This is a genomic window from Kribbella sp. NPDC003505 (assembly GCF_040610875.1).
GTDB lineage: Bacteria > Actinomycetota > Actinomycetes > Propionibacteriales > Kribbellaceae > Kribbella.
This window is the reverse complement of the sequence record NZ_JBEXNA010000003.1, coordinates 799,198-811,720: the sequence shown is the minus strand read 5'-3', so window position 1 is coordinate 811,720 and position 12,523 is coordinate 799,198. Positions and strand designations below refer to the sequence as shown.

At 70.9% G+C, this 12,523-nt stretch carries 12 protein-coding genes and 1 pseudogene; 6 read left to right on the top strand and 7 right to left on the bottom strand.

Annotation, left to right across the window (positions count from 1 at the left end; all coding sequences use genetic code 11):
• Positions 1–2 precede the first annotated feature (2 nt).
• Positions 3–626, bottom strand: a complete 624-nt coding sequence (locus ABZX12_RS12850; RefSeq protein WP_355692609.1) for a DUF4232 domain-containing protein — start codon at positions 624–626, stop codon at positions 3–5.
• Between the two features lie 264 nt (positions 627–890).
• On the opposite strand from ABZX12_RS12850, the gene ABZX12_RS12845 reads away from it, so the two are divergent.
• The 4 genes and pseudogenes from ABZX12_RS12845 to ABZX12_RS12830 all read left to right on the top strand — a co-directional run bounded on the left by ABZX12_RS12845 (position 891) and on the right by ABZX12_RS12830 (position 4,413).
• Positions 891–1,391: an N-acetyltransferase gene (locus ABZX12_RS12845; RefSeq protein ID WP_355692607.1), complete on the top strand. Its 501-nt coding sequence runs from the start codon at positions 891–893 to the stop codon at positions 1,389–1,391.
• Between the two features lie 121 nt (positions 1,392–1,512).
• Positions 1,513–2,391, top strand: a pseudogene (locus ABZX12_RS12840) (ABC transporter substrate-binding protein); the annotation flags it as partial.
• Positions 2,392–2,458: 67 nt separating this feature from the next.
• Complete coding sequence (locus ABZX12_RS12835; protein ID WP_355692858.1) at positions 2,459–2,665, top strand: oligopeptide/dipeptide ABC transporter ATP-binding protein; 207 nt, start codon at positions 2,459–2,461, stop codon at positions 2,663–2,665.
• Positions 2,662–4,413, top strand: a complete 1,752-nt coding sequence (locus ABZX12_RS12830; RefSeq protein WP_355692856.1) for a gamma-glutamyltransferase — start codon at positions 2,662–2,664, stop codon at positions 4,411–4,413. The genes ABZX12_RS12835 and ABZX12_RS12830 overlap by 4 nt, the downstream gene beginning before the upstream one ends.
• Here the strand turns inward: ABZX12_RS12830 and ABZX12_RS12825 are convergent.
• Positions 4,395–5,117, bottom strand: coding sequence for a GntR family transcriptional regulator (locus ABZX12_RS12825; RefSeq protein WP_355692605.1), 723 nt, complete (start codon positions 5,115–5,117; stop codon positions 4,395–4,397). The genes ABZX12_RS12830 and ABZX12_RS12825 overlap by 19 nt on opposite strands.
• 94 nt (positions 5,118–5,211) lie before the next feature.
• Between ABZX12_RS12825 and ABZX12_RS12820 the strand changes: the two genes are divergently transcribed.
• Positions 5,212–6,102 (top strand): GNAT family N-acetyltransferase, encoded by an 891-nt coding sequence (locus ABZX12_RS12820; protein ID WP_355692603.1) that lies wholly within the window; start codon positions 5,212–5,214, stop codon positions 6,100–6,102.
• On the opposite strand, the gene ABZX12_RS12815 is transcribed toward ABZX12_RS12820, so the two are convergent.
• Positions 6,067–6,588, bottom strand: a complete 522-nt coding sequence (locus ABZX12_RS12815; RefSeq protein WP_355692602.1) for a TrmH family RNA methyltransferase — start codon at positions 6,586–6,588, stop codon at positions 6,067–6,069. The two genes, ABZX12_RS12820 and ABZX12_RS12815, sit on opposite strands and share 36 nt — an antisense overlap.
• Before the next feature lie 63 nt (positions 6,589–6,651).
• Entirely contained in the window at positions 6,652–8,418 is a 1,767-nt protein-coding gene (locus ABZX12_RS12810) for a M1 family metallopeptidase (protein WP_355692600.1), read from the bottom strand.
• Positions 8,419–8,547: 129 nt separating this feature from the next.
• On the opposite strand from ABZX12_RS12810, the gene ABZX12_RS12805 reads away from it, so the two are divergent.
• A complete protein-coding gene (locus ABZX12_RS12805) occupies positions 8,548–10,110 on the top strand; it encodes an adenylate/guanylate cyclase domain-containing protein (protein ID WP_355692598.1) in 1,563 nt (520 codons plus the stop codon).
• Between the two features lie 14 nt (positions 10,111–10,124).
• On the opposite strand, the gene ABZX12_RS12800 is transcribed toward ABZX12_RS12805, so the two are convergent.
• The 3 genes from ABZX12_RS12800 to ABZX12_RS12790 all read right to left on the bottom strand — a co-directional run bounded on the left by ABZX12_RS12800 (position 10,125) and on the right by ABZX12_RS12790 (position 12,490).
• Positions 10,125–10,853, bottom strand: coding sequence for a MerR family transcriptional regulator (locus ABZX12_RS12800; protein ID WP_355692596.1), 729 nt, complete (start codon positions 10,851–10,853; stop codon positions 10,125–10,127).
• A gap of 91 nt (positions 10,854–10,944) precedes the next feature.
• Positions 10,945–11,691 (bottom strand): SDR family oxidoreductase, encoded by a 747-nt coding sequence (locus ABZX12_RS12795; protein ID WP_355692595.1) that lies wholly within the window; start codon positions 11,689–11,691, stop codon positions 10,945–10,947.
• Between the two features lie 13 nt (positions 11,692–11,704).
• Positions 11,705–12,490, bottom strand: coding sequence for a GNAT family N-acetyltransferase (locus ABZX12_RS12790; RefSeq protein WP_355692593.1), 786 nt, complete (start codon positions 12,488–12,490; stop codon positions 11,705–11,707).
• Positions 12,491–12,523: the final 33 nt, after the last annotated feature.

Sequence of the window (12,523 nt, the reverse complement as noted above, 5' to 3'; positions counted from 1 at the left end):
CATCAGGACTGCGTGACCGGGCGCATAGCGAGGCCCTCGGTGCCCGCCCAGTAGGTGACGCGCTGGCCGTCGTCGGCCTCGAAGGAGGCGACGGGCATCTTCACCTTGACCGGTGCCTCCGGCTCGCTCTCACCGCCGGGGCTACCGAGGCCGACCGTCATCGACTTCACGGAGTAGGTGTCCAGGTGGCCGCCGGTGGCGAGTACCCCGGCGTACGCCTGCTCGCCGGGAGCGAGCGTGACGGCCTCGTCGTCGCGGGTCGACTCCTTCACCGCGGCGGGGCGCTTGGCCGCACCGAGGGTGACCTCTGGGTAGTTCGCCACGTCGCACTTCTTGGCGCTCGAGTTGGTTGCCACGAGCATCAGATGGCGAACGTCCTCACCTGCCGCGTCGTAATTCGTGACAGTGAAGCTCAGGTCCGCCATGGTGCACAGCTCGACGCTGCCGTCGTCGCGGGGTGTCGCCTTGGTGGGCTTGGCCGAACTCGACGAGACGGGTTCAGTCGTCGAAGCCGGTGGAGTCGTCGAGGTGGTCGCGCTTGCCGAGGTCGTGGCGCTCTGCTGGTCGGAGGGCTTGCTTCCGTCCGCCGTGTTGCCCGACCCGCACGCGGCGGTCGTCAGGAGCACGGCGACCACCCCGGTTCCCAGCGCATGCCTTCTCCATCTGGCCGGCCCCTTACGCTCCCTCGAAACGACGACGTCCACTGACGTTCCCCTCGCTCGGCCTTGCTTGCTAATTCGAATGATGGACGCCTCACCCTCCGTTAAAGTTGGTCACGACTTCGGAGGAGGAGGAGGTGAGTTGATGACCGCGCGAGCCCGCGCTGCTGCACGTCCGGCAGCGATTTCGGTCAGTCAACTCATCCGCTGAACCCTCCGAAAGGGACCACGTTGTCCATCATCTGGAACACCCGTGTCGAGACGCCGTCCGACATCGAGCCGCTCCGCGACCTCACCCGCGACGCGTTCGGCCGGCAGTACGAGGTCGACTTCCTCGACGCGCTCCGCGCCGATCCCGTCGCCTGGATCCCGGGCCTCTCGTTCCTCGCGACCACCTCCGACGACACGCCGATCGCCTACGCGCTCCTCACCCACTGTCACGTCGACGACGTACCGGTCCTGTCGCTCGGGCCGGTGGCCGTGCTCCCGGCGTACCAGCGTCAAGGCGCCGGCGGCGCGGTGGTGCGGGCCGCGCTGGCGACGGCGCGTGACCGCGAGGAGCCTGCCGCGCTCGTCCTCGGCCACGCTGAGTACTACCCGCGGTTCGGCTTCCGGCAGGCGACCGAGTTCGGCATCCACCATCCGCAGTACGACGGCCCCAACCTGATGGCGCTTGCGCTCGGCAACCACGCCGTGCCGGCCGGAACTCTGACCTACCCGGTCACCGGCTGACAGACCGCGCGGCGGTCGTCAAAGGTGTCGTAAAAGGTTCAGTCAAACTCGCCGAATCACTTGCGCACCCCGGTTGTATACATGAAACAGTCGACAGTACCCCGCCTACTAGGAGCACGTGATGATTCGTCGACTGTCACTGAACCGTTTCATCGGGGCCGGCGCGGCGGTCGCCGCGCTGGCCCTCGTCGGGACCGCCTGCTCGCCGGTGGAGCCGGCCGGCAGTGACAACCAGTCCGGCGGCGGCCAGTCGACCGCCGCCGGGCAGGACGTGTTCGGCGACGCCGCCGACCCGGCGCAGGTGAAGCAGGGCGGGACGCTGACGGTCGCGCTGTCGGCCGACCCGGACAAGCTCGATCCCACGCTGTCGCGCAGCCTGTACTCGCGCTACGTCTTCCACACCATGTGCGAGAAGCTGTACGACCTCGGCTCCGACGCCAAGGTGGTGCCGCAGCTCGCGACCGCTTTGCCGACGATCTCGTCCGACGGGCTCAGCCTCACCATCCCGCTGAAGGAGGGCGTGAAGTTCGCCGACGGCGGCACGTTCGACGCGAACGCGGTGAAGACCTCCCTGAACCGGCACCTCACGCTGGCCGGATCGGCCCGCAAGAGCGAGCTAGGCCCGATCACGTCGATCGAGACACCGGACGCGAAAACCGTGGTCATCAAGCTCTCGAAGCCGTTCGCCCCGCTGACCGCGGCGCTCGCCGACCGCGCCGGGATGGTGCTCAGCCCCGCCGCCGTCGCGAAGCTCGGCGCGAACTTCTCGAACGCGCCGGTCTGCGTGGGCCCGTTCAAGTTCGCCAGTCGGGTCGCGCAGAACTCGATCAAGGTCGTCAAGGACCCGCTGTACTACGACGCGGCGAAGGTGCATCTCGACGCGATCGAGTACCGGATCATCACCGACTCCAGCATCCGCTCGGCGAACCTCAAGTCCGGTGACGCACAGGTGGCGGACTCGCTCTCGTCGCAGGACGCGCCCACGCTACAGAAGGACGACACCGTCAGCGTGCTGCAGTCGCAGTCGCTCGGGTACCAGGGCCTGACGATGCGCCCGCCGGCCGGTCCTGCTCGGCGACGACCTCCCGTCGGCGATCGACCCGCCGCCCGGCTGCCGGTTCCACACCCGCTGCCCGGTCGCGGTGGACACCTGCCGGACGATCGTCCCGCAACCGCGCACGATCGGCGAAGGTGGACACCAGGTCGCCTGCCACCTGGTCGAGGACGACGGCACCGGCCCCGACGTACGCTCAACAGAAGGAGTTGCTCGATGAGTTTCACCACCCGGCCGACGCTGCGCGGCACGTTCGGGATGGTTTCGTCCACGCACTGGCTGGCGTCGCAGTCGGCGATGCGGATCCTCGAGCTGGGCGGCAACGCGTTCGATGCCGGCGCCGCGGCCGGGTTCGTGCTGCACGTCGTCGAACCGCACCTCAACGGGCCCGGCGGGGAGGTGCCGGCGATCATCGCGACCGCCGCCGACCCGACGCCGCGGGTGCTGTGCGGTCAAGGGGTCGCCCCGGCCGGCGCGACCATCGAGCATTACCGCTCGCTCGGACTCACGCTGGTGCCCGGCTCGGGTCCGCTCGCGGCCACGGTCCCCGGCGCGGTCGATGCCTGGCTGCTCCTGCTGCGCGACCATGGCACTTTGCCACTGAGCGTCGTACTGGAGCCCGCCATCGAGTACGCGCGTAACGGGCACCCGCTCGTGCCGCGGATCGCGGACACCATCGCCACCGTGCAGCAGCTCTTCGAGGAGCACTGGCCGACGTCCGCCGCGCTCTGGCTCGACGGCGGCCGCCCGGTCACGGGCCGGTTCCGCAACGAGGCGTACGCCGCGACGCTCGAGAAGCTCGTGGCCGCGGCAGTCGGACCGGATCGCGAGACGCAGCTCGAGCAGGCGCGGAAGACCTGGCGGGAGGGCTTTGTCGCGGAGGCGATCGACAACTTCTCGCGGATCCCGCACCGGGACTCCAGCGGCGCGGACCACGCCGGCCTGATCACGGGCGACGACCTGGCCGCGTTCGAAGCGACCTGGGAGGACGCCCCGACGTACGACTGGAACGGGCACACCGTCGCCAAGACCGGCCCGTGGGGACAGGGCCCGGGCCTGCTGCAGTCCCTCGCCGTACTCGCGGAGCTCGGGGACGTCGACCTGGACGCCGCCGAGGGCGTGCACACCACTGTCGAGGTGATGAAGCTGTCGTACGCCGACCGTGAGGCCTGGTACGGCGACGGCGCCGACGTACCGCTCGACACGCTCCTGTCCCCCGCGTACGCCGCCGAGCGGGCGAAGCTGATCGGCGCGGACGCCTCGCTGGAGCTGCGCCCGGGCAGCCCCGCCGGACGGACGCCGAAGCTGCCGTCGATTGCCGCCGGCAACGAGACGGGCGACGCGACGACCGGCGAGCCGACCGTCTCGCCCGTCGGGGAGACGCGCGGCGACACGTGCCATGTCGACGTGGTCGACCGCTGGGGCAACATGATCTCGGCGACGCCGAGCGGCGGCTGGCTGCAGTCGTCGCCGACGATCCCCGAGCTCGGGTTCTGCCTCGGCAGCCGCGCGCAGATGTTCTGGCTCGAGGAAGGGCTGCCGGCTTCGCTCGCACCTGGCAAGCGGCCGCGGACGACCCTGACGCCGACGCTTGTGCTCCGGGACGGTGAGCCGGTGATGGCGTGTGGTTCGCCGGGTGGCGACCAGCAGGATCAGTGGCAGCTGCTGTTCCTGCTGCGGCACTTGGGCGCGGGGCTGGATCTGCAGGAGGCGATCGACGCCCCGGCCTGGCACACGACCGGCTTCCCGTCGTCGTTCTACCCGCGAACGTCGGAGCCGGGCGGGCTCGTGGTCGAAAGCCGCGTCGGGCGCGCCGTCGTCGACGAGCTGGCACGACGCGGGCATGTCGTCACCGAGTCAGACCCGTGGAGCCTCGGCCGCTTGTGCGCCGTACGGAAGGAAGCCGACGGCGTGCTCGCAGCCGCTGCCAACCCGCGCGGCATGCAGGGCTACGCAGTCGGGCGCTGAATCGGGCGCTCAATCGGGCGCTGAGTCGAGCGCTGAGGATTGAGGGCCGCCTTCGCGGCGGCTTCGACGTGGAGGCGAGCTGCTTCGGTGGCGGCCTCCGCGTCCCCGGCTTCGATCGCGTCGACCAGGCGGACGTGCTCCTCGGACGAGTGCGGTGCGCGCTGGGCGGCGCCGACGCGGAACACCCAGTGCACGTGGTGATACATCGCGGCCGAAATCGAGAGCAGCCACCGGTTCCCGCTGACCTCGATCACGGCGCGGTGGAAGGCGCTGTTCAGTTCCGCGACCCGGTCGAAGTCCCCGGCCTTCGTGGCGGCGTTCGCGTCCTTGACCAGGCGGCGCAGCATTGCGATGCCCTCAGGCGTCGCCCGCTCCGCCGCGTGCCCGGCGGCGAGGGTCTCCAGCTGCTGCCGTACGGCGAACAGGTCGCGCACCGCGGTCTCGTCGAGGGTCGCGACCACTGCGCCGCGTCGCGGCAGGATCTGTACGAAGCCCTCGGCCTCGACGACGCGCAGCGCCTCCCGGACCGGGTTGCGGGAGACACCGAAGTCGTCCGCGAGCCGGGTCTCCGTCAGCCGCTCCCCCTCCCGGTACTCACCGTCCACGATCCGCCGGCGCAGCTCCGCCAGGACTTGCTCGCGGAGCGCCACATGGTCGGCACCGATCGTGCGTACGACGCGCGCATCGTCGTCCAGTTGCTCCACCCCTGGGCTCCTCTCCCCGTTCCGGCCTGCGGGCCACGCTAGCCGATCGGCCTCCGCGCGGCACCTGATCCCGCAACCGCGTTATGTTGACGGCTTGAGCATCAGAGTGATTCCGCTGACAGATCCCGACGTCAAGCCGTTCAGCCGCCGGATCGCGTGGCTGGCCGCGGAGGCCGACGGCACGCCGGTCGGTTCCGCGTTCCTCAGGCTGAACAGCCGCAAGGCGTACGCGCACCTCGGTGAGGCAGAGCTCACCGTGCACCCCGCCGAGCGCGGCCGCGGGATCGGGACCCTGCTCCTCGGCGCGGTCGTCAACGGCGCGCGCGAGCACGACGTACGGACGATCGTCACGGACGTCGAGGTCGACTCGGTCGGCGATCGCTTCCTCCAGCGGCGCGGGTTCAGCATCGGCCTGACGCTCATCTACGCGCGGCTCGACCTGTCCACGACCACGCCCGACGTACCGGCGGTCGCCGGGTACCGGCTGGTGTCGTGGGACGGAGCGCCGCCGGACGAACTGGTGCAGACCTTCACCGCCGCGCGCGCCGGGATGCACGATGCGCCGTCCGGCACGATCGAAACCCCGGCGGACGTCTGGGACGTCGAGCGGACCAGGTATGCCGCGCAGCTGATCGAGCAACGCGGCGAGCTCCTGTCCGTCGTCGCGGCCGTGGACGGCACCGGCCGCATCGCCGGCTTCACCGAGGTCGTCGTACCGGGTGACGGGAAGGGCGACGGGCAGCACTATGGCACCGCCGTCCTCCCCGAGCACCGCGGCCGCGGGCTCGCGCTGTGGATGAAGGCCGCGCAGATCCACGCCACCCGTTGCCGGTTCCCCGATCTCGCCGGGCTGCGCACCGACACGGTCGACACCAACACCGCGATGCGCCGGACCAACGACCGGCTCGGCTACCGCCCGCAGTACCGGACGCACCGGCGCAAGCTGGACCTACAGCAGCCCGGCCAGCCGGTACAGCACCAGTGAGCCGGCGACTGCGACGTTCAGGCTGGCGCCGGTCCCGATCATCGGGATCTCGACGACGACGTCCAGTTGGTCGACGGCCTCGGGCGGGATGCCGGTGCGCTCGTGCCCGAGGACGGCGATCGTCCGGTTCCGCGCCGGCGGCAGGTCGGCCAGCCGGATCGCCTCGTCGGCGAGCTCGACCCCGATCACCGTCGTGTCCGGTCTGATCCGCTGGTCGATCAGCCAGCGGATCGGGTCGTGCCCGGTCCAGTGCACACAGGTCCGGCGCCGCAGCGTGTTGCCCTTGGCAAGTGCGTCCGGCACCCAGGGCAGCTTCGGCACCGCGAGACACGCCCCGACCGCGTCACAGGTCCGGAGCAGGGTCCCGAGGTTCACGTCGTGCATCGGCCACAGCGGCGCGATCAGTAGATGGTCCCAGCACGAGTGGGACTTGCGGCGGCGTTGGTGCTTGAGGTCCTTGCGGCTCCGCACCCGGATCCCGCTCATCGAGCAGCGGGATCGATCCTCCCGTCAGGAATGTGAGTCATGCCGCCCAGTCTACTGTCCGGTCTACTGGCCGAGGATCTTCTGGACGGCCGCTGTGGTGATCGGGTGGTAGCCGGGGCGGGCCTTGGCGAAGACCTCGGCGGCGAAGGCGCGGTCGGTGCCGGCCAGGGCCTGGTAGACCGGGAGGACGAGCTTCATCCGGCCGACCCGGGTGAGGAACTCGGCCATCTCGGCGTACGACGCCTCGTAGCTGCTGGCGGCAACGATCTGGTACCAGCGCCGCGCGATCTCGCCGTTCGCCGTGCCGGTCAGGCCGAACGCGCGGTCGAGCTGCTGCAGCAGCACCGGGCTCAGGACGTCGGGAGCCGCGTCGAGGAACCGCAGCCACTCCTGCGTCGTCCACCGCTCCGCGCCGTGCGGCAGCTCGCCGGTCGACAGCCACAGGCCGCGCGCCTCGTCGACGACCTGGAACCGCGCCGACACCGCCCGCTCCGCGAACGCGGGGATGCCCGGTTCGTACAGCCATGCGGCCAGCTCGGCCTCCGTCACGACACCCGGATGCGCCGCGACCAGGTGCTCCCGCAGGTGCTCGACGAAGTCGTCGGTGTTGATGCTGCGGAACGCGAACCGGTCGAAGTACCCGCGCAGGAACGGGTCGAACACCTCGCGCGAGAACCGCTGCTCCAGCCAGGCCAGGAACCACGACCCCTTGAGCGGGCCGGTCGACGTCTTCCCGTGGTACTCGGACCGGTGGTGCAGGCCGGGCAGCTCGACCGCGAGCTCCGCCGGCGTCAGCGGGTCGAGCTTCACCACGGTCGCGTGCTGCTTGATCGCGGTCTCCATCACCGCGAACTCGGTCCCGTAGACGGCCTCGACGATCCGGTTCTCCACGTACGACGTGAAGCCCTCGTTGAGCCAGATGTCGTCCCAGCTGTCCTGCGTGACCAGGTTGCCGGACCAGCTGTGCGCGAGCTCGTGCGCGATCACGCTGACCAGCGACTTGTCGCCGATCACCACGGTCGGGGTCGCGAACGTCATCCGCGGGTTCTCCATCCCGCCGTACGGGAACGAGGGCGGCAGCACGAGCAGGTCGTAGCGGCCCCAGCGGTACGGGCCGAAGAGCTCCTCGGTGACCCGCATCATCTCCTCGGTGTCGGAGAACTCGGTCGCCGCCCGGCGCACCGTCGCGGGCTCGGCCCACACGCCCGACCGCTCGCCGAGCGGCTCGAACACCAGGTCGCCCGCGGCGATCGCCAGCAGGTACGACGGGATCGGCTCGGGCATCACCACGTCGTACGACCCGGCGCGGCGCGACGTCGTGCCGTTGTCGGCGCTCATCAGCACCATCAGCTCCGGCGGCGCGGTCACGTGGGCGGCGTAGCTGAACCGGACGCCGGGCGTGTCCTGCACCGGGACCCAGCTGCGCGCGTGGATCGCCTGGGACTGGCTGAACATGAACGGCATCACGCCACCCGCGGTCATCGCCGGTTCCAGCCACTGCAGACCGGTCGCGGTCGGCGCCGTCCGGTAGCTGACCTTGACCCGCGGATGACCCGCGGTGCGGATCGTCAGCGCGGAGCCCAGCTCCGGGTCCGGCACCGCGAGGCTGTATTCCAGCGGCTCCCAGCCGTCGGCCGTCTCCCCCTCGACACCCAGCACCGTGAGGTCGCGGGTGTCCAGGACGAGCCGGTCGGTCGCACCGGTCCAGGCGAGCGTGTGCGTGGCGCTGCCGGCCAGCACTTTCGCGGCGAAGTCGAGCGCGAGGTCGAGCTCGAGGTGGGTGGTCCGAACCACGTTCGGCTCGGCAAAGGAGTGGCGATCGTACGTCAAGGGAAGCTCCGCAGGTGAGGCGTCCGGGGAACATTACCCACGTCCCGGCCGGTTCGGACGGCCAATCTGGGCCAGCCGCACCACCGTGCCAAAACCCTCGTTCGGTCCTGACACGGCAGACTGGGTCCCATGATGTCGCAGCAGAGTCCCGAGCTGGTGCTGAAACGGCGGCCGTTCGGTTCCTGGCTGCTCGGACCGGCCGACCAGAGCCCGCGGCGGCTGCGCTTCCGGCTGCAGATCCTGCTGACCACGTTCTCGATCGGGACCAACCTGATCGGCGCGCTCGTCGTGTTCGTGCTCGCGGTCTTCGTGCTGCCCGGCCCGTCGCTGGTCGATCAGCTCCAGCTCGTCGACGCGATCGTGATCCCGGCGTACTTCGTGGTCGCGGTGGCCGTCGGCTGCGTCTGGAGCACCCGGCTGACCCGCCGCGTGACGCGCTGGATCGACCTGGGACGGCCGGCCAGTCGTCGCGAGCAGATCGCCACGCTGCAACTCCCGCTCCGGCTGACGCTGATCGAGGTGCTGCTCTGGCTGCTCGCCGCCGTGTTCTTCACCGTGATGACGCTGATCCTGCAGCCGGAGAACGCGCTGCGCGTCGCGCTCACGGTCGTCGACGGCACGATCATCACCTGCTCGGTCTCGTATCTGCTGACCGAGTTCGCGCTGCGGCCGGTTGCGGCGCGGGCGCTCGTCGACTCCCCGCCGCCGCGCCGGCTGCTGGCGGCCGGGCTGAAGGCGCGCATGGTGTTCTTCTGGGCGGTCGGCTCCGGCGTCCCGGTGGCCGGGCTGATGCTGGCCGCCGTCCTGGCGCTGATCGAGGGCGACGTCACGTCGACCCGGCTCTCGGTCGTCATCCTTGCCCTCGGCATCGTGGCGCTCGGCAACGGATGCCTGCTGACCTGGCTGTCGGCGAAGTCGGTGGTGGCCCCGGTGCGCTCGGTGCGGGACGCGCTCAACCTGATCGGCGAGGGCCGCCTGGACGTGAGCATCCCGGTGTTCGACGGCACCGAGCTGGGATCGCTGCAGGCCGGCTTCAACCGGATGACCGAGGGGCTGCGCGAGCGGGAGCGGATCCGCGACGTCTTCGGCAGGTATGTCGGGCCGGGCGTCGTGCAGGAGGCGCTGAGCAGCGACAGCCTCGGCGGCGAGGAGCGGTACGCCGCGGTGCTGTTCGTGGACCTGGTCGGCTCGACGGAGCTGGCGGCGCAGCGGCCGCCGGCCGAGGTGGTACAGCTGCTCAACCGGTTCTTCGCGATCGTGGTCTCCGAGGTGGACCGCCAGGGCGGGTTCGTGAACAAGTTCGCCGGCGACGCGGCGCTGGCGATCTTCGGCGCCCCGGCCGAACTCGCGGACCCGGCGGGCAGCGCGCTCGCCGCGGGACGTGAACTGGCCCGGCGGCTCGCCGACGAGTTGCCGGAAGCAACGGCGGGCATCGGCGTCACGGCCGGGGTCGTGGTGGCCGGCACGGTGGGCGACGTACGGCGACACGAATACACCGTGATCGGGGACCCGGTGAACGAGGCGGCCCGGCTGAGCGAGCTGGCCAAGACGGCGCCCGGCAGGCTGGTCGCGTCGATGAGCGCGGTCGCCGAGTCGGCCCCCGCCGAGGCCGCGAACTGGCGCCCCGGCGACGAGGTCACCGTCCGGGGCCGATCAACGCCGACCCACCTCGCCGTACCGCACCGACCTTGAGCGCCCACCAACCATCAGAGCGGCGCTGGAACGGTTGGTGCGAGCACAAGGTCGTCGATGAGTTGGTGGAGCAGCGCGGCGCCGCGCAACATCGCCTTGGTCTGGCGGTCGTGGGCGGCGCGGCGCTCGGCGATTGCGGCGCGCAGGGCGTCGGTGCTGCCGGTACGGCGCAGGCCGTCGAGGACGGGCTTGATCTGCTCGAAGTAGTACCGGCCTTGGCGGAGCATGTGGATGATCCGCGCGTCCCGCACCTGCTCCGGGCCGTAGCGCCGGTACTTCGTGCCGGGCTCCCGCGTCGGCGCGAGCAGGCCCGCGGCTTCCCAGACCCGGAGGGCCGACGTACGGATGCCCAGGCGGTGCGCGAGCTCTCCGACGAGAAGGGACGGGCCGGTCACGGGTTGCTCGTCGACGTACTCCGCGGCCAGCGCGGCCAGCGCCTCGTCGGCGGCGTCGGTCGCGAGTCGCTGTTCGTGCAGCGCGGCGTGGGCCGCGTCCACCAGCCTGTACGCGAGTGCTTCGTCGCCGTTGTGGACGGCACGCATGATCTCCGTCGCGGTCTCGGCACCGAAACCGGGGTAGAGCGCGCGGTAGGTCAGCAGCGCCTGCAGATGTTCCGGCCCGTACTGCCGGTACCCGGTGTCCGAGCGCGGCGCCGGCGGCAGGATCCCGGCCGCCTCGTAGTTGCGCACGAGCTGCGTCGACACCCCCGCCCGCCGCGCCAGATCCACCGGCCGCAACCCCACGCCTTACCTCCTCCCTCGACTTTGTGCACCCGATCCGTACCGGAGGGGCCCGATGGCGCGGATCTGGTGCACAAAGTGGCCCATTGCCGGGTCAGCGGCCGCCGGAGACGTCGACCGTGGTGCCTGTCATGTAGGACGAGCGGGGTGAGGCCAGGAAGGCGATGACCTCGGCGACCTCCTCCGCGGTGCCGGGGCGGGCCAGGGGCGGCGTCGCACCGAGGCGGTCCAGGCGGCCGGGCTCGTGGATGTCGGTCTGGATGAGTCCGGGCCGGACGCCGAGCACGCGGACGCCCTCCTTCGCGACCTCGTTCGCCAGCCCTGTCGTGAGCGCGTCGACAGCCGCCTTGCTCGCCGCGTAGTCGACGTACTCACCCGCCGATCCGAGGACCGCGGCGCGCGAGGAGATGTTCACGATGACGCCGCCGCTCCCGCCGTACGCCGTGGACATCCGGCGGACCGCGGCGCCGGCGACCAGGAACGCGCTGATCGCGTTGATCCGGAACACCCGGTCGAGGCGCTCCGCGTCGTACTCCGCGACCCGGCCGGACGGCGAGACGACGCCCGCGTTGTTGATCACGGCACCGATCGGGCCGAGCTCCGCCGTGACGGTGTCGAAGAGCCGCTCGATCTGCGCGGCCTCCACCACGTCGGCCTGCACCGCGATCGCGCGCCCGCCGCGTTCCTCGCAGGCCTTCACGACCCGGGCGGCTTCGTCGGCCTGGGTCCGGTAGTTGACCCCGACGTCCCATCCGTCCGCCGCCAGCGCGAGCGACGCCGCGGCGCCGATCCCGCGACTGCCACCGGTGACCAGCACAACCCCACGCCGTCCCTCACTCATACGCCCTACTTTGTCATGCGGGCGGCAGGATGAACTGGAGCTGGGTCTCCGAGTCGGTGAATCCTACGGCGCGGTAGATCCGGATCGCGAGGTAGTCGGGATCCGCGACGATCACGAGGGTCTCGGCCCGGGTCAGGCCGTACCTCGACGCGTGGTGGACGAGAGTGCCGGCGAGACCCCGGCCGCGATCCTCCGGCGACGTCAACACACTCTGGAACCGGGCCAGGCCGTTGCCGTCGAAGATCAGCCCGAGCGAACTCTGCAGCCGGTCCCCGTCGAACGCCCCGAACCACTTCCCGTGGCCCGCGTCGACCCGCGCGCGATTCGTCACGAGCTTGCGCCGGGTGAATTCCTCGTACGCCGCGTCCACCTCCATCTCCGCGCACGCCAGGCTGTGGTGGTACATCTGCTCCCAGTCGTCGTCGCTGCTCAGGAAGCGGTACGTCGACTGCTCGTTCGGCCGCTGCGGCGGGACGACTTGCTGGGCGGTCAGGACCACGCTGCGCTCGACAGCCAGACCGGCCGCGGTCAGCTCGTCCTCGGCGCCGACCTCGCCGTCCGTGCTGTCGACGCCCAGGGCCACATGCTCCGCCTGCGGGAACTCGCGGCGGAAGGCGTCGATCCGGAGCTTGGCGTCGCCGGGCGCGAACGGCGTGCGGTAGAGCAGGAAGTTTCCCCACCAGTAGCCCGGATTGGCCGGCGTCCGTGCCACGACGTACTCGCCGGTGTCGTGCACCTCGCTGCCGCCCATGCCCAGCAGCAACAGATCCGTCCGGAATCCCAGGCTCTCGATCTCCACGCGACCATCCTCGCCCGCGCGTCAATCGGGTTT

Coding starts and splice junctions, on each gene's coding strand:
- ABZX12_RS12805 (WP_355692598.1), top strand. CDS start 8,548: ATGATGTCGCAGCAGAGTCCCGAGCTGGTGCTGAAACGGCGGCCGTTC.
- ABZX12_RS12795 (WP_355692595.1), bottom strand. CDS start 11,691: ATGAGTGAGGGACGGCGTGGGGTTGTGCTGGTCACCGGTGGCAGTCGC.
- ABZX12_RS12830 (WP_355692856.1), top strand. CDS start 2,662: ATGAGTTTCACCACCCGGCCGACGCTGCGCGGCACGTTCGGGATGGTT.
- ABZX12_RS12815 (WP_355692602.1), bottom strand. CDS start 6,588: ATGAGCGGGATCCGGGTGCGGAGCCGCAAGGACCTCAAGCACCAACGC.